Source organism: Arthrobacter sp. NtRootA1 (assembly GCF_019976975.1).
Classification (GTDB): domain Bacteria; phylum Actinomycetota; class Actinomycetes; order Actinomycetales; family Micrococcaceae; genus Arthrobacter; species Arthrobacter aromaticivorans.
Genome location: NZ_AP024630.1, coordinates 416,627 through 434,585 on the forward strand (window position 1 = coordinate 416,627; position 17,959 = coordinate 434,585).

16 protein-coding genes are annotated in these 17,959 nt (G+C 61.9%); 4 read left to right on the forward strand and 12 right to left on the reverse strand.

What is annotated here, in order from left to right:
• The first annotated feature begins 103 nt into the window (after positions 1 to 103).
• The 3 genes from LDN90_RS02065 (at position 104) to LDN90_RS02075 (ending at position 2,493) form a co-directional block, all read left to right on the forward strand.
• The gene (locus LDN90_RS02065; RefSeq protein WP_223947728.1) at positions 104 to 1,378 is read left to right on the forward strand and encodes an AGE family epimerase/isomerase; all 1,275 of its coding nucleotides are present in this window, start codon (positions 104 to 106) and stop codon (positions 1,376 to 1,378) included.
• Between the two features lie 392 nt (positions 1,379 to 1,770).
• Positions 1,771 to 2,145, forward strand: coding sequence for a VOC family protein (locus LDN90_RS02070; RefSeq protein WP_223947729.1), 375 nt, complete (start codon positions 1,771 to 1,773; stop codon positions 2,143 to 2,145).
• Positions 2,146 to 2,241: 96 nt separating this feature from the next.
• Positions 2,242 to 2,493 carry a hypothetical protein gene (locus tag LDN90_RS02075; protein ID WP_223947730.1) on the forward strand — a complete coding sequence of 84 codons (252 nt, stop codon included), beginning with the start codon at positions 2,242 to 2,244 and terminating at the stop codon, positions 2,491 to 2,493.
• 93 nt (positions 2,494 to 2,586) lie between these two features.
• Here LDN90_RS02075 and LDN90_RS02080 read toward each other — a convergent pair whose 3' ends face one another.
• Positions 2,587 to 4,359 carry a cytochrome c biogenesis protein DipZ gene (locus tag LDN90_RS02080; protein WP_223947731.1) on the reverse strand — a complete coding sequence of 591 codons (1,773 nt, stop codon included), beginning with the start codon at positions 4,357 to 4,359 and terminating at the stop codon, positions 2,587 to 2,589.
• 245 nt (positions 4,360 to 4,604) lie between these two features.
• Between LDN90_RS02080 and LDN90_RS02085 the strand changes: the two genes are divergently transcribed.
• Positions 4,605 to 5,282 (forward strand): fasciclin domain-containing protein, encoded by a 678-nt coding sequence (locus tag LDN90_RS02085; RefSeq protein ID WP_216922252.1) that lies wholly within the window; start codon positions 4,605 to 4,607, stop codon positions 5,280 to 5,282.
• A gap of 85 nt (positions 5,283 to 5,367) precedes the next feature.
• On the opposite strand, the gene LDN90_RS02090 is transcribed toward LDN90_RS02085, so the two are convergent.
• From LDN90_RS02090 to LDN90_RS02140, 11 genes are all read right to left on the reverse strand, one after another.
• Complete coding sequence (locus tag LDN90_RS02090; RefSeq protein ID WP_216922249.1) at positions 5,368 to 5,553, reverse strand: hypothetical protein; 186 nt, start codon at positions 5,551 to 5,553, stop codon at positions 5,368 to 5,370.
• Between the two features lie 11 nt (positions 5,554 to 5,564).
• Positions 5,565 to 7,586, reverse strand: coding sequence for a BCCT family transporter (locus LDN90_RS02095; protein WP_223947732.1), 2,022 nt, complete (start codon positions 7,584 to 7,586; stop codon positions 5,565 to 5,567).
• 508 nt (positions 7,587 to 8,094) lie between these two features.
• Positions 8,095 to 8,901, reverse strand: coding sequence for an IclR family transcriptional regulator (locus LDN90_RS02100; protein WP_216922245.1), 807 nt, complete (start codon positions 8,899 to 8,901; stop codon positions 8,095 to 8,097).
• 186 nt (positions 8,902 to 9,087) lie between these two features.
• Positions 9,088 to 9,969 (reverse strand): formate dehydrogenase accessory sulfurtransferase FdhD, encoded by an 882-nt coding sequence (gene fdhD, locus LDN90_RS02105; RefSeq protein ID WP_223947733.1) that lies wholly within the window; start codon positions 9,967 to 9,969, stop codon positions 9,088 to 9,090.
• The gene (locus LDN90_RS02110; protein WP_223949216.1) at positions 9,957 to 11,231 is read right to left on the reverse strand and encodes a molybdopterin molybdotransferase MoeA; all 1,275 of its coding nucleotides are present in this window, start codon (positions 11,229 to 11,231) and stop codon (positions 9,957 to 9,959) included. Before LDN90_RS02110 ends, fdhD begins: the two co-directional genes overlap by 13 nt.
• A gap of 91 nt (positions 11,232 to 11,322) precedes the next feature.
• Positions 11,323 to 12,540 (reverse strand): formaldehyde dehydrogenase, glutathione-independent, encoded by a 1,218-nt coding sequence (gene fdhA / locus LDN90_RS02115; RefSeq protein WP_216922239.1) that lies wholly within the window; start codon positions 12,538 to 12,540, stop codon positions 11,323 to 11,325.
• A gap of 140 nt (positions 12,541 to 12,680) precedes the next feature.
• A complete protein-coding gene (locus LDN90_RS02120) occupies positions 12,681 to 13,103 on the reverse strand; it encodes a heme-binding protein (protein WP_223947734.1) in 423 nt (140 codons plus the stop codon).
• Positions 13,104 to 13,251: 148 nt separating this feature from the next.
• Positions 13,252 to 15,570, reverse strand: a complete 2,319-nt coding sequence (locus tag LDN90_RS02125) for an FdhF/YdeP family oxidoreductase (RefSeq protein WP_216922235.1) — start codon at positions 15,568 to 15,570, stop codon at positions 13,252 to 13,254.
• Positions 15,525 to 16,364: a methylenetetrahydrofolate reductase gene (locus LDN90_RS02130; RefSeq protein WP_223947735.1), complete on the reverse strand. Its 840-nt coding sequence runs from the start codon at positions 16,362 to 16,364 to the stop codon at positions 15,525 to 15,527. Before LDN90_RS02130 ends, LDN90_RS02125 begins: the two co-directional genes overlap by 46 nt.
• A 2-nt stretch (positions 16,365 to 16,366) precedes the next feature.
• Entirely contained in the window at positions 16,367 to 17,257 is an 891-nt protein-coding gene (locus LDN90_RS02135) for a bifunctional 5,10-methylenetetrahydrofolate dehydrogenase/5,10-methenyltetrahydrofolate cyclohydrolase (RefSeq protein WP_216922231.1), read from the reverse strand.
• Positions 17,254 to 17,880 (reverse strand): cyclodeaminase/cyclohydrolase family protein, encoded by a 627-nt coding sequence (locus LDN90_RS02140; protein ID WP_223947736.1) that lies wholly within the window; start codon positions 17,878 to 17,880, stop codon positions 17,254 to 17,256. Before LDN90_RS02140 ends, LDN90_RS02135 begins: the two co-directional genes overlap by 4 nt.
• Positions 17,881 to 17,959: the final 79 nt, after the last annotated feature.

The window sequence follows — 17,959 nt, forward strand, 5'->3', positions numbered from 1 at the left end:
TCAATGTCCGAAATCAAACTCACTCTGGTGGAATTCGATCATCGGGCGTTAGGATCAGAACAGGCCCGTTTCGGTGGCCGCAAAACTTATTGAGGAGATGCACATGACGTGGCTGAACAGCGCCGCTCACGCACGTTGGCTCGAAGCAGAAACGGATCGGCTCATCAATTTCGCAGCCGGTTCAAAGGTCGCCACCGGGTTCGGCTGGCTCGACAACTACGGCAAAGTGATCGCCGACAAGCCGACCCATCTGTGGATCACCGCCCGAATGGTTCATAGCTTTGCCGTCGCAGCATTGATGGGACGCCCTGGTGCTGCTGCCATGGTGGACCACGGCATTGCTGCGCTCAACGGAGTCTTCCGTGACAGCGAGCATGGCGGCTGGTACGCGGAGGTCGACGAGAACGGGGCCGTAAACGACACAAAGTCCGGTTATCAGCATTCCTTTGTACTGCTGGCTGCAGCCAGCGCCGTCGCGGCCCGGCGGCCAGGCGCCCGCGAGTTGCTCGACGAGGCGTTGCACATAGCTGACTCGAAATTTTGGGACCATGAAGCCAATATGTGCTTCGACTCCTGGAACCGCGACTTCATGGAAACCGAGGCATACCGCGGCGGAAACGCCAGCATGCATTCAGTTGAGGCGTACCTCATTGTTAGCGATGTGACCGGCGAGAACCGCTGGATTGAACGCGCACTCCACATCGCTGAAGTGCTCATTCATCAGTTCGCACGGAACAACAACTACCGCGTTTTCGAGCACTTTGACCCGGAATGGAATCCGATTCCCGAGTACAACACCGACGACCGCGCCAGCCAGTTCCGTGCTTACGGCGGAACTCCTGGCCACTGGGTCGAGTGGGCGCGCTTGCTCTTGCACCTTCGTGCCGGCCTTGAGGCTCGGGGCATGGAGGTCCCAGCGTGGCTGACGGAGGATGCGAGGGGCCTTTTCGATGCTGCCATCCGCGATGCCTGGGAGCCGGATGGTCATCCTGGATTCGTCTACTCGGTCGACTGGGACGGGAAGCCTGTTGTCACGTCCCGCATTCGTTGGGTGCCGGTTGAAGCGATCGGGGGCGCTGCTGCGCTCTATATGGCAACGGGAGACCAGACCTACGCGGACTGGTATGAGCGAATCTGGGATCACGCCCGCGATTGGTTCATCGACTACGAGCATGGCTCTTGGAAGCAAGAACTCGACGAGCGAGGCAACGTTGCCTCAACTGTCTGGTCAGGAAAAGCAGACATTTACCACTTGTGGCACTGCCTGGTGGTTCCCCGGTTGCCCTTGGCGCCGGGACTCGCGCCTGCACTTGCCGCAGGCTTGCTGGACGTTCGCCTTCGTACAGCCCAGGAAGCTGAGACGCCGCGCGCTGGTTGAACCGTGCGCCTGGCAAATTGACCAAAAGGCGGGGCGGTTCTGGCCCCGCCTAAAGGCTGCTGCGTCAACTCCAAGCAACGACATCAATACGGGGAAGGCGGACCGGGGGATCATTTTGACTTACCCCTGTCAAGGGACGACCTGCGCAGCAGAACCGGGGCACCAGCAACAGGCTGGTGCCCCGGCTGTCCGGGCTTGGCTCTCCTACTCGCGCTGGTTCGGTTAGACTGGCGGACGTGATGACCGGATCGGGCACCTGCCCTGCACGGATTGGCTACCCGGCCGACCTCTGAAGCCTTGCTGCGTCATAGGCGCGGCTGCCCCGCGGGCACCTCCTTGTGGATCGATGAACTGATGCCATCGAACGAAATCCACACAACAAGGAGTTATGCATGCCCGCACTTTTCAACCACACCATCATCGCGTCCATCGATCGCGCCGTCTCTGCCGAGTTCTACCGGTCCATCCTCGAAGCCGACGAAGCTCCCAATTGGGGCCCCTTCACCAACCTGACCTTGGATGGCGGCGTAATGCTCCAATTCGCTGAGCCCCCGGTCGAGATCCAGATGCAGCATTACGCCTTCCTCGTTGACGACCAGCATTTTGACCGCGCCTATCAGCGTCTGGTGAGCGCCGGCGTCGAGCATTGGGCGGACCCGCAGATGATCCGTCCGGGCGAGACCAACACGGCGCACGGTGGCCGGGGTGTCTACTTCAAGGACCCCTCTGGCCACGCGCTGGAGCTGATCACGAAGCCGTATTTCTAAGCCTTCGCCATTGTGTCCGAGCCATTTGGAGTTCCTCAAGCCGCGAAATAGTGTTCGACAGATTGCTCGATGCACGCTCTCACTGTTTGGAGAACCATGACCACCACGCGTCCGTATGTAGTTGGCCCCGAAGAAGACCTCATCCTGGGGACTAAATTCCGCAAGAACTCGATCATTTTTGGCGTCGTCGGCCTGTTTATTTTCGGAGTGGTTTTTGGAGCCATGGCATTCCTGACCGCTCGCAAGGCCGAAGGCTATGGTGTCAAGGCAACGGCTGGGAAGGTTTTGGGAATCCTGGCCTTCATCAGTGGTGCCATCTTCCTTGCCGTGTACTTCGGCAACAAGTAACCACCCGAGGCAAGGATTCCCGGTCTTGTTCGCACATCCCCGCGTACAACGTTGGGTGGAGCGAACAAGACAGGGCCTCCCAAGGCGCAGGGGTTATCCGAACGTGAAGGAGTACGCCTGGATGCCCTGGGGGATCTTGACCTCGAGCTTGCCCTCGCGTATTCCGGGGTCGTCCACGATCTGATAGAGCGTCGGCGTCCCTGAGACCGCTACGGACGTGGTCTTGCCATCGCGGACAACTTCGATCATGCCTTCACCGCTGACCACGATGTACACCTGCTTGGCGTGGTAGTTCAGGGCGATCGAAGAGCCAGCGCCGGCAGGGGTTATGGATTGGGTTCCGAGATCCCACGAACCCTGCAAGGAAAAGCTGTCACCGGGCTGATTCGCCGGCATTGAATATAGGCCAACCCCTGCTTTATAGGGTTCCTCGCCCGCATAGTTGACCTTCTTGGTGGTGCCCAAGTACGACTCCGGAGTGGTGGCACCTGCTACCGGGCCGTCGTCGGATGCTTCAATGGGTGCCGGCAGCGCCGCTGAAGGGTTGGCCTCTTGCAGGAGTTTGCGGATCAGTTTCTCCGTGGTCTGGTAACCGCCCTCGCCGAACTTGATGTGCCGAACTGTTCCCTCGGAATCGATCAAGTAGTGGGCCGGCCAGTAGCGGTTCCGGTAGTTGGTCCAGGTGGAGAGGTTGTTATCGATGGCCACGGGGTAGGTGATCCCGAGGTTCTGCGCGCCAGACATGACATTGCGGGTCTCCTTCTCGAAGGCGTACTCGGGGGAGTGGACGCCGATGATTTCCAAGCCGGAATCCTTGTACTTGCTGTACCAATCGGTGAGGTGCGGAACGGAGCGCTGGCAGTTGATGCACGAGTAGGCCCAGAAATCCACCAGGACCACCTTGCCCTTGAGGTCCTTCAAGTTCACGGCCTGGCCGCCAGGGGTGTTGAACCATTCCTGGATGCCCTTGATGTCCGGGGCGGTGCCGCACGATTCAAGCTCGGTGGCGCCGTTGCTGCATTTGTCCAGTTCGCGGTTTTGGTCATTTACCAGGCCGCCCAGGTCCAGTGCCTTCTTCACGGCCTCGTTGTCCTGGACCTGTTCCTGAAGTGTGGAGGTGTAGTCGGGCACTAGTTTCTGTAGCAGCTGGGGAAGGTTGAACACCAACCCGATTGCCAGGGCGATCATCATGATGCCACCGGCAATACGGATCTTGCGCTGGTTCTTGCGGAACGCCTTGACCCGCTCTGCGACGCGGCGCCCAGCCAACGCGAACACCAGCAGCGGAACGGCCGCGCCCACAGCAAACGTTAACGTGAGGACTATGGTTTCGGGGCCCACCTGTCCGGTGGCACCGGCCACGGCAATGGCGGCAAGCACCGGTCCTGCACAGGGGACATAGACGACGCCGAGCGCCAGTCCCAGCACCAGCCCACCATTTTCGGTGCCTACCTTTCGCTGCGGGATCCAGGAGAACGGCTTCTCCAGGATGTGCTGGAAGCGATCGAAAATCAGGCCGCAACCAATGAGCACCAGCACCACCAGCCCGATCCATCGAAGCAGGTCCTGCGGCAGGTTCACCAAGGTCAGCAGGAACGAGCCAACCAACGTGAATGTGCTGAAGCTGATCACCAGGCCCAGGATCACCAGGTAGGGGCGCAACCCTGCCCGCCGACGCTGGCGGGATTGGGCCTTAAGCTCGACGGCGGTCCGCGGCACCTCTGTTGCCGCGGAACTGCTTACAGGGCCTTTCCGCGCACCCTGTACGCCTCCGGAAAGAAAGATGACGGGCAGGACGGGCAGGATGCAGGGCGAGATGCCTGTAATCAACCCGCCCAGCAGCCCGATTAGTGCTAATTGCAGCATTGCGGCTCCCAACGTTCGCCGGACCGGCCATGAAGGGTGCCGGCTCCGGATATCTGTAGGCAGTTCGGAGCCGAAGCCGCGATGGCTTGGTTTAAAAACTTTTTCAATCCGTACCCATCCACGCCGCTGCGACCTCCGAATAGCTGGTGAGGCACAAACCGCCGGCGACGCAGATGCAGCGCCGGGGAGCCAGTGCCCACACCCAATGGACCCAACGCCCTGGTTCCACGAACAAGGAGAATGACATGCTGTCCACAAAGCGCCCCGCCCTCGCCTTCGTTGGCCTCACTGCAGCCGCCCTTCTCGGACTCACCGCTTGTGGTGGTTCAAGCAGTTCCAGCACACCTTCGTCGTCGTCAGCCGCCCCGGAGATGACGTCCGCGGCACCGTCGCCGTCGGCTTCAGCCATGACCAGCGCCGCCATGGATCCCGCCCGTGATCTTGTTGGCCCGGGCTGTGCCGGTTATGCCGCGCAGGTTCCGGATGGTGCCGGTTCGGTAGTGGGAATGGCCCAGGACCCGGTTGCCGTCGCCGCTTCGAACAACCCGCTCCTCAAGACTTTGACTGCCGCTGTTTCAGGCAAGCTCAACCCGAAAGTGGACTTGGTCTCCACCCTCAATGGCAGCGAATTCACAGTCTTTGCACCTGTTGATGATGCTTTCGCGAAGATTGACCCCGCAACCATTGAGACGCTGAAGACGGACGATGCCCTGCTGAGCAAGATCCTCACTTACCACGTAGTCCCCGGCCAGCTGAGCCCGGACCAGATCGTCGGAACGCACAAGACGGTCCAGGGTGGCGAAGTGACCGTTGGTGGCAGCAAAGATTCACTCACAGTTGACGGCGCCAACGTGATTTGCGGTGGTGTCCACACGGCCAACGCAACGGTCTACCTCATCGACTCCGTGCTGATGCCCAAGTAAGGTTGCCAGTCCGCGAACAAAAAAGTCCGCAAACAAAAAGCAGGCGCCGGGATCCGGCGCCTGCTTTTTTGTTGGAAATGAAGGGTTATCGCTGGCCTAGGTCGCTATCAACGTAGGAGCCCTGGACCGTGGCGGTGGTTCCGCAAGTGCAACCACCGTCAACCTGGAGCTTGACCGTTACGGGCTTCGTGGCATCCAAGGTGAAGCTCACGGTGTCCCCGGAATCGGTGGAGACACGGAGAATGCTTTCTTGTTCATGGGTTTGCGTCATTGCGGGACACCTTACTTGTCGGTTGGCTGGGGGCGGGGAGACTGAACGGTGGGGACGGTTCCGGTCGGAGTTCCGCCGGGACAGTCGGAATCCGGGCAGTCCTCCGCACACTCGTGCCTGGTCACCAGGTCGAATTGAACGCCCCGATGTTGTTCCACGCCCGTACGAATCGCGCGTTCAACAACGGATGTCGCCAAGCGCCTACGCAGTGACAGAGGATCACGGCGCAGGTCCTTCGTGAGGGCGAAACAGAGCAGCAGCATGACGAGGACGAACGGCAACGCGGCAACGATGGTGACTCTTTGGAGTCCGGCCAAGGCCTCGGATGGCTCGTCGCCGCCGGCTAGAAGCATAACGGCGGCGACTGCACCGGTGAGGCTTCCCCAGAAGATGACGACTGCACGGCGGGGGTGTTCCGCTCCATTGGAGCTGAGCGAGCCCATGACAATGGACGCAGCATCGGCGCCGGTGATGAAGAAGATCGCCACCAGGACCATGGCAAGTACGATCACCGCGGCCGTGAGCCAGCCAGGCATACCAAGGTTCTTGACGAGGTCAAAGAGCGCACCGTCGAAATTGACGGACGGTACACCGTTGGTCATGGTTACCAAGCCTGCCGTGCCGGCTTTGTCCGCTTCCTGCTGCACGTGGAAGGCGGCTCCGCCGAAGATGCCGAACCAGATCACACTGACCACGCTGGGTACCAGCAACACGCCGGTGACGAATTGGCGGATGGTGCGGCCTCGGCTGATGCGTGCGATGAAAAGACCGACGAAGGGCGTCCAGGAGATCCACCAGGCCCAGTAGAAGATGGTCCAGCTGGTCATCCAGCTGCGCAACGCTTCGTCGCCCACCGCTTCGGTCCGGGACGACATTTCTGCCAGGTCCCTTGCGTAGTCACCGATCGCGGAGGGGATCAGGTTGAGGATGAACAGGGTGGGCCCGGCAACGAACACGATGAGGGCAAGGACGACTGCCAGGACCATGTTGATGTTGGAAAGCCACTGAATGCCGCGGCTGATGCCGGAGACAGCTGATGCGACGAAGCAGAAGGTCAGGACGGCCACGATCACCACGAGTACCGGGGTGCCGATTTCGCCTACCCAGCCGTTGGAGGTCATGCCGCTGCCGATCTGCAGGGCACCAAGGCCCAGGGAGGCGGCCGTTCCGAAGAGGGTGGCAAAGATGGCCAGGATGTTGATGAATTTCCCGATCGGACCTTCAACCATCCTGATCCCGAACAGGGACGTGAACGCGGTGGAGATCAGTTGCCTGCGGCCCAAACGGTAGGTGCCGTAGGCCATTGCAATGCCCACCACTGCGTACATGGCCCATGGGTGCAGGGTCCAGTGGAAGATCGAGGTGGCCATGGCCGTCTGGATGGCGGCAGGAGTGCGGCCGTCCACGGTGCCCGGCGGCGGTGAGATGTAGTGGTAGAGCGGTTCAGCCACGCCGTAGAACATGAGCCCGATGCCCATGCCGGCGGCGAACATCATCGCTACCCAGGAGACGGTCCGGAATTCAGGCTTCTCGCCGTCCTTGCCCAGCGGGATGTTGCCGAATTTGCCCAGGGCGAGCCAGAGGACGAAGACGACGAACAAGGAGGCAAGAACCATGAAGAGCCAGCCGGTGTATTCCATGACCCAGTTCAGGGCGCCTTTGGAAGTTTCGGAAAGGCTGTCCCGGCCGACGAAACCCCAGACCACGAAGGCGACGGCGATGGCGCCCGTGATACCGAAGGTGACTTTGTCGAGCGTAAGTTTGCGGTTCCGGCGAGCCGAAACGGCTTGCTCGGTCTTGGCGTTGCGGAGTTCTTCCAGGATCTGTTCGTATTCTTCAACATCCGGCAGAACTTCCGGCCCTCCGTCCTCATCGTCGAGGACTGCGGGGTTGGTTTCGTCCGGGGAGACGCTGATGACGTCCCCAGAGTTCTCCAGGCGGTTCGTTTTAGGTGATGAAGGAGTGTCAGCCAGGCTATCGTTGGCGGGCACTTCCTCGGGTGTTAGGGGCTTTAAATCACTATTTATAGCCATGAGCGGGTCCTTTGCTCGGCGAGTCATGGGCTTGGGTTTATACATGGCCCTGGAGGGCAGGGTTGGAGGGAAGGATGGGGGCTTCCTCCGATTCGAGGATCATGATGTTGCGATTGTTGGAGCAGTATCGAGCCGTAGCGCTTCCCCGGGAGCGAGCTCACTGGTGGGGCAAGCGTTACGCATGTTGCACCTCTTTTGTTGGGGAACGGGGTTCGGGTCCATTAGGCAGAATCGCCTTCTGACGTTTCGCAAGGATCAACAGTTCTCGCGCTATGCAACAGAGTGCGCTCCGTCACACGTCAATGTCAAGGTGTTTCTTTTCCATTTCGGGGACCTTGACACCCACGCCCCTTGTTGCACATCGTGGTTACTGTTGCGTAACAAGCGACAGCAGGGTAAAAAATGGCCACGCTGGCGACGGCAGCGAGTTGTACTTAAAGGCGTGGATTACGCCAACGGACCGCGCGGATCGCGCCGCCGGGAAGGACTGGATTGGACGGGGCAGCGCCTAGCGGCGTCGGTAGCCCATCTTGGCACTGATGGTGAAGCCGGCCTCACGGAGGGCGTCTATGAGCCCTGGATGCTCCTCCGGGGTGAAGCGGAAGGCAGGGCCCGAGATGCTCACCGCTGCGATGACATTGCCCATGTGGTTATAGATGGGCACAGCTACCGCCGTCAGGCCGATCTCGAACTCTTCATGGACTACTGCGTAGCCGTTCCGCGCGACGTCGAGCAATTGCTTCTCCAGCTCCGCGCGGTTGGTGATGGTGCGGGGCGTGCGGGCAGGCAGCCCGACTGTCTTCAGGACCTGGCTCCGCTCATCGGCCGTCAGTGCGGCCAAGAGCACTTTGCCGCTGGACGTGGCATGCAGCGGCGTCAGGCTCCCCACCCAGTCGTAGGTGGCAAGCGTTGAGGGGCCCATGGCCTGATCAACGTTGACTGCGTAGTTGGATCGGAGCACGGCAAGGTTGACCGTTTCCTTGTACTCACCCGCGAGTGCTTCCAGTACTTCCCTGGCCTCGTGCACGACGCTCAGCCTGCCGGGGATGGAGGTTGCCAGCCGAAGGATTCCGAAGCCCAGCTGGTACTTGCCCCGCTCACTGTTCTGCCGGACAAGCTCGCGGTTAACCAGCGAACCCACAAGCCGGGACACTGTGGATTTATGGACGCCCATCTCGTCAGCGATTTCACTGACGCCGGCGTCCCCTTCGCGTGCAAGGATTTCCAGGATTTGCAGCGCGCGGTCCACTGATTGGACGCCGCCGCCTTGGGCGTCTGCGTCCTTCTCGATGTCCGGATTGTTGCGTGGGGCCATGATGCCTCGTGTCGTTGTCCCAAGCAGGCGGTCGGGACTGTAAAGCCCAGCCTGCTCCTCGTCTTTCCTCATCCTAGTCCGACACGGACACCGGCCCTGAAACGCGGGGGGAGTTTGGGCACAGCAAATGCTCCCTATCGGGCATCAACAGGGCTTTAGCTGCACGCAAACCGGCAGAAATGGCGGTTAGAGCCCGGCGAAGACCTCCTCACGTGCTGCTTTGCGGGGGCGGACCAATCTGTCGCGGCCGGCGTAGACGTTGAGGCTGTGGCCGCGGCTGAAGCCAACCAGGGTCACGCCGGTCTCAGTGGCGAGGTCCGCGGCAAGGCTGGAGGGCGCGCTCACGGCGGACAGGACGGGGATGCCGGCGAGGGCGGCCTTTTGGACCAGCTCGAACGACGCCCGTCCCGAGACCTGCAGGACCAGGCCTTTCAGGGGCAGCAGATCCTGGCGCAATGCCCAACCCACCACCTTGTCCACGGCGTTGTGGCGGCCCACATCCTCCCGCAAACAGAGGAGTTCGGGGGTGGTTCCGTCCACCCTGAAGAGACCGGCGGCGTGGACGCCACCGGTCCTGTCGAACACCGCCTGGGCTTCCCGGAGGCGTTCGGGCAGTTCGGCCAGGATGTCAACGGGAACCCGCAGTCCGTCCTGGGAAGGATCAAAGTGGAGGGTCTTGCGGACGGCCTCGATGGAGTCCGTTCCACAGATGCCGCACGAGCTGGAGGTGTAGACGTGGCGCATGGTGTCCGGCATTTGTACGTCGGAGCGAAGCTGCGCCTCCACCACATTGAACGTCTGCGTCCCGTCCTTCTCGCCGGAACAAAAACGCAGGGAGACCAGCTCGGATTGGCTGCGGATGATGCCCTCGGACACCAGGAACCCGGCTACCAGGTCAAAGTCGTCTCCCGGAGTCCTCATGGTTACCGCGAAGGAGCGTCCGCCGATCCGGATTTCCAGGGGCTCCTCGGCAGCCAGGACGTCTTCCTTGAAGCGCACCGGATATTCGGTACCTGTCCCGTCGAGATGGAAGCGGTGGATCTTCCGGCGCTGTGTCATCCGTGCCATGGTGCGTACCTTCCTGCCGGGTTGGGGAAATCGATGGTTGCTTGCGCCTGCGACCAGGCGCTTGTCCAGGTTCTTGACCAGGCGCTTGTCCAGGGCAGCGGCATGACCGGGACGGGTTTGCCTGCTTCCACTCCGCCAGGGGGAACGGCCATGAAGCCGTCGGCCCAAGCCAGGCCACGCATCATGCCGGGGCCTGTATGCGAAGCAGGAAAAGCGAGGCCGTGGACAAAGGTGCAGGGAATGAGTTGTGTCCGGCCCGGGCTCGGATCTACGTCCGCCCCGGACGTGAGGTGGCCAGCTGTCCGGAAAGGCTGATTTTGGAGGGCAGCCAGCAGTGGTTCGCCGATTGTCATGAGGGCCATCATGGCGGCCAGGGGGTTGCCTGGAAGGCCGATAATGAAGCGGCCGTCCGGAAGTCCAGCCAATACGGCAGGATGACCGGGGCGCATAGCGACGCCGTCGAGCAGCAGGTGCCCACCGAGCGCGGCCACTGCAGCGCGGAAGTGGTCAGTTCCGGATTTGCCGGTGCCGCCGGTGGTAATCGTGACATCGGGGCGTTCGGCTCCGGGCGGGCCGCCAAGTGCGGACAGCCACTCTTCATACGAGTCGCCGATCCGTTGCTGGCTGCCTGGAATCCCGCCAAGCTGGGAGATCACTGCGCCGAGTTGCGGGCCGAAGGTGTCACGCACCTGCCCCGCTGCCGGCTGACCCGAGGTCACCACCTCGGAACCTGTAAGTACGACGGCGACCCGAGGCTTGCGTTGTACCTGCAGTTCGTCGTGGCCTGCTACGGCAGCGAGGGCAATGTGGGCAGGATTGAGGAGTGTGCCGGCGGGTACGAGGACGTCGCCGGCCCGGGCTTCTTCACCGGCTGGCCGTATATGCCGGCCGGGTAGCGTCTCGCCGGGTTTCGCGTCGGGTTTCAGTGAGAGCTGCAGCCCATATCCGGCGTCGAGGACCTGTCCGCTCTCTTTGCGAAGTACCGCTCCGGCACCTTCTGGAACCAGGCCACCGGTGGCAATGACGCTGGCTTGCCCCGGTGATAGCGGCAGCCCCGGCGTCGTGATCTCCCACGGCCCCCCGCCATGAATGGCCCAGCCATCCATGGCAGAGGACGCGTAGTGCGGAAGGTCCTGATACGCCGTCACATCAGTGGTGAGCACGTATCCGATCGCGTCCGCCAGTGGCACTGACGCTGAGGCGAGCGGAATAGCGCAATCGAAGGCCAGTTGCCGGGCTTCAGACCACGTTGGGGCAGGCATCCGCTCGCACGGCACATGGGATGTTGGCGAAGTGCCGCAGACGATTTCCTGCGCGAGCATGGATGCCCCCCCTTCCTGGTGTTTTTGCCTGTTAGGCCTTCACGTAGCCGTTCGGGTTCAGTACGAACTTTGTTGCCGCTCCGGCGTCGAACTCTGCGTAGCCGCGGGGAGCGTCCTCGAGGGGGATGGCTTGGGCATTGACTGCCTTGGCGATCTGGACCTTGTCGTGGAGGATGGCCATCATCAATTGGCGGTTGTACTTCATCACTGGGCACTGGCCTGTGGTGAAGGACAGGGACTTTGCCCAGCCGGTGCCCAGCGAGAGCGAGAGGGAGCCGTGCTTGGCTGCTTCATCGATTCCACCCGGATCGCCCGTGACGTAGAGGCCGGGGATACCCAGGGAGCCGCCGGCGGCGGTGATGTCCATAAGGGAGTTCAGCACGGTGGCTGGAGCCTCGTGCGAGGCGTCCCTTCCGTGTCCGCGGGCTTCGAAACCAACGGCGTCCACGCCGCAATCCACTTCCGGCACCCCGAGGATCTGCGCGATCTGCTCCTTCGGGTCGCCGTTGGAGACGTTGACGGTTTCACAGCCGAAGGAGCGCGCCTGTGCCAGCCGGTCTTCGTTCATGTCGCCCACAATCACGACGGCGGCGCCAAGCAACTGGGCGCCGACTGCGGCAGCCAGACCCACGGGGCCGGCACCAGCGACGTACACCGTGGAGCCTACGCCTACTCCGGCCGTAACGGCGCCGTGGAAGCCAGTGGGGAAGATGTCCGAGAGCATGGTCAGGTCCATGATCTTTTCCAGGGCCTGGTCGCGGTCCGGGAAGCGGAGCAGGTTCCAGTCGGCGTAGGGGACCAGTACGTACTCGGCCTGTCCGCCTACCCAGCCGCCCATGTCCACATACCCGTAAGCGCTGCCCGGGCGGTCAGGGTTGACGTTGAGGCAGATACCGGTTTTTTGCTCTTTGCAGTTCCGGCAGCGGCCACAGGAAATGTTGAACGGCACCGAGACGATGTCGCCCACCTTGATGAACTCGACGTCGGGACCCACCTCCACCACTTCACCGGTGATTTCGTGGCCGAGCACCAGGTTCTGTGGGGCTGTGGTGCGGCCACGGACCATGTGCTGGTCCGAACCGCAGATGTTGGTTGTCACAGTGCGGAGGATCGCGCCATGCGGTACCTTCCGGCCGACGTTGGCCGGGTTTACGCCCGGTCCGTCCTTGAGTTCGAACGTCGGGTAGTCGGTGTTGATGATTTCGACGACACCGGGTTCCTTGTAGGCGACTGCTCGGTTTCCAGACATGGACACTCCTTGGACATGTGGTGATACGGAAAATGAATGCTGCCCAATTGCCCGAGAGCGGTGCTTCGATGAGGAAATACCTCCCCAGGTTTCAGGCCACCGAAGCACCATTCACGGACAATTGGACAGTCTTTCTTTGCTTACGGCCGGGCCGCGCCCTGAAGCTCTACTGCTGCTCCTGCGGACGCCACGGTGTGGTCGTTCTCCACCGTGCTGCCACTGACGCCGATCGCCCCGATTACGGTGCCGTCCTCCCCTCGCAGGGGGATGCCACCCGGGAACGTAATGAGTCCGCCATTGGAAACCTCGATGTTGTACAAGGGTCCCCCCGGCTGCGAAAGCTCGCCGATTGCGCCCGTGGGCATGTCGAAGTAGCGGGCTGTGCGTGCTTTCTTGATGGAGATATCGATGCTGCCGAGCCAAGCCCCGTCCATGCGGGTGAAGGCCTTGAGGTTGCCTCCGGCGTCCACCACGGCGATGTTCATTGCTGTCTCGGTTCCGCGTGCGGCGTCGCGGGCCGCGGCTAGTACGGCATCTGCTTGGACTTGGGTGATATCAGACATTGTTTCTCCATTGATAGATGTCTTCATGAGGGCAAATTGCTCTTGGTGGGCGCGGGCTTAGGCGCCAGGTCTCCTAATATCTTTGACTCGATAGGAAAGATATATCAGTCACATACTATGGTATGTATCACACTGTGTCCAGACTCTTTCAAGCCCGTTCGAGTCGCACGATGACGGATTTGGACGTCGGCGTTCCACTGGTATCCGCAACCGAGTCCAGCGGTACAAGGACGTTGGTCTCCGGGTAGTAGGCAGCGGCGCACCCCTTGGGAGTGGAGTACGAAACGATGCGGAAGTCTTCTGCCTTGCGCTCAACTCCTTGGAATTCTGAAATCAGGTGGACCATCTCACCATCAGCAAAGCCCAGCTCGGCGATATCGGACTCGTTAATGAGGACCACCCTCCGCCCGCCGTGGATACCGCGGTAGCGATCGTCCTTGCCGTAGATGGTGGTGTTGTACTGGTCGTGCGACCGCAGCGTTTGGAGCACCAGCCGGCCAGGCGGGACCTTGATGTATTCAAGCTCGTTGCCTGTGAAGTGTGCTTTGCCTGACGCGGTATCGAACTTCCTGGCGTCGCGCGGCGGGTGCGGCAACACGAAGCCGCCCGGGTGCTGGATCCGCTCTTCGAAGTTCTCGAAGCCATCGAAGACGGCCTCGATGTGTTTGCGGATCAGCGAGTAGTCATCACGCATCGACAGCCACGCGGCCTTGGGGGCGTTGGGCAGGCGCACGGTGCCGTCGGTGAAGAGCCGGTGGGCAAGATTGCAGACAATGGCAACTTCCGAGTGGAGGTGCTCGCTGGCGGGCTTGAGGCGTCCCCGGGATGCGTGGACCGCGCTCATGGAGTCTTCCACCGTTACCCTCTGGTCACCGGTCCGCTGGGTGTCCTTCTCCGTGCGTCCGAGTGTTGGGAGGATCAAAGCCCGACGACCCGTGGACAGATGCGAGTGGTTCAACTTTGTGGAGATCTGGACGCTCAACCCGGTGTTGGCGAGCGCTTGTTCCGTAACCTCCGAGTCAGGGGCGGCACGAACAAAGTTTCCACCCATGCCCATGAAGAAGCGGACTTTTCCGTCTCTCATGGCGCGGATGGCGGCAACAGTGTCATAGCCGTGCTCCCGTGGTGACAGGAACGCGAACTCGTTGTCCAGCCGGTCATGGAATTTCTCCGGCATCTTCTCGAAGATGCCCATGGTGCGGTCGCCCTGGACGTTCGAGTGGCCGCGGACCGGGCAAACCCCAGCGCCGGGCTTGCCGATGTTTCCCTGAAGCAGCAGGACGTTTACGACGTCGCGGAGGGTGGGTACCGAGTGTTTGTGCTGGGTCAGTCCCATGGCCCAGCACACGATGGTGGCGTTCGAGGCCAGGAGCCGTTCGCCTGTGGCGTGGATCTGCTCCAGGGTGAGGCCTGTTGCTTCCACGATGTCGTCCCACTCCACCTTCTCCAGGAAACGCAGGTATTCGTCGATGCCCACGGTGTGGTCCTCGATGAACTTGTGGTCAAGGACGGTTTCCAGGCCCGGAGTCTTGCGACCGGCGGCTTCGGCCTCCAGGAGGTACTTACCCAGGCCCTGGAAGAGGGCTTGATCGCCGCCGGCACGGATCTGCAGGAAGTCATCCGTCAGCTGGGTTCCCACCACCATGCCTGCTACGTGCTGGGGGTTTTCAAAGTGCAGGAGTCCGGCTTCGGGAAGTGGATTGACGGACACGATGATCGCGCCGTTCTTCTTGGCTTTCTCCAGGGCGCTGAGCATGCGCGGATGGTTGGTACCTGGATTCTGACCGGCTACGAAGATGAGTGACGCCGTCTCCAGGTCGGTCAGGCTTACCGAACCCTTGCCGATGCCGATGGTTTCCACCAGCGCGGAGCCTGAGGACTCGTGGCACATGTTGGAGCAGTCCGGCAGGTTGTTGGTGCCAAGGCCGCGGACAAGGAGTTGGTAGACGAAGGCGGCCTCGTTCGAAGTGCGCCCAGAGGTGTAGAAGACGGCCTGATCGGGATGGTCCATGCCCCTGAGTTCCTCGGCCATGAGGTCATAGGCCTTGTCCCATTCGATGGGCGTGTAGTGGGTGGCGCCTTCATCGAGGAACATGGGGTGGGTCAGCCGGCCCTGCTGGCCCAGCCAGTAGTCATCGCGGGTCTTCAATTCAGCAATGGAGTGCTGGGCAAAGAACTCTGGCGTGACGCGGCGCCGGGTAGCTTCCTCGGCGACGGCCTTGGCTCCGTTTTCGCAGAACTCTGCTGCGTTCCGCTTCTCGTGTTCCGGCCATGCGCAGCCCATGCAGTCGAATCCATCGAGCTGGTTGACTGCCAGCAGCGTTTGCACGCTTCGCACCGGGCCCATTTGCTCCAGCGAGATCTTCAGTGCGTTGGCAACGGCTGGAATGCCGACAGCCTTTGTCTTGGGTTTGGTGACGGTCAGCTTTGACTCGTCGATGTTTTCACGGGGGGCTTTGGAAGCCATGCGATCTTCCCTTCAAATCTCGGTAGGCGGCTGAGGTCGTTGAAGCTGTAGACGTGGATGCCGGCAAACAGCGGATGGCCGTCGAGGGCCTGGTGAACTTCCCGGATCAGGCCGGAGCTGTCATAGTGCATGACATCACCACCGTGCAGGAGTGCCTTGGCCATTCCTGTGCCGCGGGCAAGCTTGAGTGAGCGTCCCACACCCAATCGTGCACCCATGGCCAGCAGCTTCTGCACGGACACGGGCCCGGGAACGCCCACCCACACCGGAAGCCGTGACCCGGCCTGGTGCAGCTCCTGCAGGTATGAGCTGATGGATTCCGTCGAAAAGCACATTTGCGTGACCATGGAGGACGCCAGGGGTGACTTGCCGGCCAGGCCGCTCCGCAACTGTTCTGCGCTCAGTTGTGGGTGGCCTTCCGGATAGCCGGCGATGCCAAGGGAGAATTCTTCCGAGAAAGCCTTGACGTCTTCCATGAGCTGGCCGCTCCAGGAATACGGGCCGGCAGGCGCACCGCGGTCCCCGGCAATGAGGAAAAGCTCCCGGACGCCCTCATCGCGCAATTGATGCAGGAACAGGTGCAGTTCTGCCTGGCTGGCGATGCTCCGGGCTGCCAGGTGGGGGACCACGCGGTAGCCCAGCCGGGCAAGCTCAATCGAGGCAGCGACCGTCCTGGCCGGACCGTGATGCGGCAGGCAGGTCACGCTGACCGTCCCCGGCGCCGCGTAGGCGCGAGGCAGTTGCCGGGCAAGGTCAGCGGAGGGACTCACCTCCAGGCGGATCGCCGTTTCCATGGCTAGCCAGCGGTTCCCGAAACCAAGGCTGGCTTCTCCAGAAGCCGTGCTTGTGCCCGGGCCGCTTCAGCGGTGTGGAGGAGCAGCAACGCCGTGGTTACTGAGCCCACCCCGCCGGGCACCGGCGTCAGGGCAGCCGCCACACCGGTGACACTGGCTTCGTCCACGTCTCCCACCAGGGAACCGTCGGGAAGGACGTTCGTACCGACGTCGATCACTACAGACGCCGGCGAAACGTGGCTGCCGGTCAGCAGTCCGGTCCGCCCTGCGGCGACAACCACGACGTCGGCGGGCCGGGTGTAGCGCTCAAGCGCCCCTGATTTGGAGTGGCAGATGGTGACCGTGGCGTCCTTTTCGAGCAGCAGCAGGGACAGCGGCTTTCCCACCACAGCGGAACGCCCGACGACGGCGACGTTCCGTCCCGCGAGCGGAACCTGGAAATGCTCAAGCAGTTCCACCACGGCCTGTGCGGTCGCAGGGGCGAAAGCGGGCTGACCCACAGCCAGGCGGCCAAGGCTGAGCGGGTTGGCGCCGTCAATGTCCTTTTCGGGAGCGATCAGCCCCACGAGTCCGTCTGTTCGAACGCCCGCGGGCAACGGAGTTTGAAGAATAATGCCGTTGACCGTTGGCTCCGCACTGAGGTCTTTCAACACGCTCGCCAGCACCTGTTCCGTGGCATCATGCCCAAGGTCCAGGATCCGGCAGCCTATTCCGGCGCGCTCCGCGGCGCGCTCAATGGACCGGACGTACCAGTGCGTGGACTCGTCGTCGGTGGCCACCACAACGGCCAAGGACGGGCGCTGGCCCTCATACTCGAGGAGGCGGGCCTCATCCTGCGCACGCTGCTGGATGAGGGCGGCCAACCCTTTTCCGGAAAGGACTTCAGTACTCACGCGAGGATCCTTTCGCGTACGCGCTTAACGAGGGAATCAGCTGCGAGGACCACCTTTTCCTCAAGGCCGTCTGTCTGTTCTGCCAAGCGTGAGCGGGCGTCGCCATCTTTGATGGCCACTACGTTGATGTCGATGTTGACACGTGCAGTCGTGGCTGCGGCACGTGCAGCATCGGCTGCTGCCGCGACGTCGCTGATGACATTGGGGTTGGCCATGTCAAAGAGTTCCGTGGCGAGTTCCACCACCTCACCGGCCAGCTTGATCAGCTGGGCAGGTGTGTGGGCGGCCTGGACCAGGGCATCCTGGATGCCTGCGGCGCGCATGGCCTTGAGTTCCTCGGTCCCGGACGGGAGTTTGTACGAATCAATAACTCGTTGGAAGGCGTGCTCATCGGCGTCTGCAAGGCGCAGCGCTTCAATAATCAAATGGTCTGCAGCGCTGGTGATGCGGGCAACGGGTTCTGCATGCTGCGCATACTTTTCACCCGTGGTGTACCTGGCGACCATGGCCACCAAGGCTGCGCCCTGGGCAGCGTGAAGGGCAGCGGCGGCTCCTCCGCCGGGGGTGGGCTGCCGCGAAGCGAGCCTGGCAAGGTAGTCGTTGATGGTTTCTGAACTGATCATGTGTCTTCCTGGGCTGGTTGACGAAGTAAGGCCGGGCTGAAGTAGAACGGGGTAAGACAGCGGCCCGGACACCGTTGCG

Bases quoted from the DNA above. Each gene is read 5' to 3' on its own strand.
- LDN90_RS02065 (WP_223947728.1), top strand. From the start codon at position 104: ATGACGTGGCTGAACAGCGCCGCTCACGCACGTTGGCTCGAAGCAGAA.
- LDN90_RS02070 (WP_223947729.1), top strand. From the start codon at position 1,771: ATGCCCGCACTTTTCAACCACACCATCATCGCGTCCATCGATCGCGCC.
- LDN90_RS02075 (WP_223947730.1), top strand. From the start codon at position 2,242: ATGACCACCACGCGTCCGTATGTAGTTGGCCCCGAAGAAGACCTCATC.
- LDN90_RS02080 (WP_223947731.1), bottom strand. From the start codon at position 4,359: ATGCTGCAATTAGCACTAATCGGGCTGCTGGGCGGGTTGATTACAGGC.
- LDN90_RS02085 (WP_216922252.1), top strand. From the start codon at position 4,605: ATGCTGTCCACAAAGCGCCCCGCCCTCGCCTTCGTTGGCCTCACTGCA.
- LDN90_RS02090 (WP_216922249.1), bottom strand. From the start codon at position 5,553: ATGACGCAAACCCATGAACAAGAAAGCATTCTCCGTGTCTCCACCGAT.
- LDN90_RS02095 (WP_223947732.1), bottom strand. From the start codon at position 7,586: ATGGCTATAAATAGTGATTTAAAGCCCCTAACACCCGAGGAAGTGCCC.
- LDN90_RS02100 (WP_216922245.1), bottom strand. From the start codon at position 8,901: ATGGCCCCACGCAACAATCCGGACATCGAGAAGGACGCAGACGCCCAA.
- fdhD (WP_223947733.1), bottom strand. From the start codon at position 9,969: ATGGCACGGATGACACAGCGCCGGAAGATCCACCGCTTCCATCTCGAC.
- LDN90_RS02110 (WP_223949216.1), bottom strand. From the start codon at position 11,231: ATGCCTGCCCCAACGTGGTCTGAAGCCCGGCAACTGGCCTTCGATTGC.
- fdhA (WP_216922239.1), bottom strand. From the start codon at position 12,540: ATGTCTGGAAACCGAGCAGTCGCCTACAAGGAACCCGGTGTCGTCGAA.
- LDN90_RS02120 (WP_223947734.1), bottom strand. From the start codon at position 13,103: ATGTCTGATATCACCCAAGTCCAAGCAGATGCCGTACTAGCCGCGGCC.
- LDN90_RS02125 (WP_216922235.1), bottom strand. From the start codon at position 15,570: ATGGCTTCCAAAGCCCCCCGTGAAAACATCGACGAGTCAAAGCTGACC.
- LDN90_RS02130 (WP_223947735.1), bottom strand. From the start codon at position 16,364: ATGGAAACGGCGATCCGCCTGGAGGTGAGTCCCTCCGCTGACCTTGCC.
- LDN90_RS02140 (WP_223947736.1), bottom strand. From the start codon at position 17,880: ATGATCAGTTCAGAAACCATCAACGACTACCTTGCCAGGCTCGCTTCG.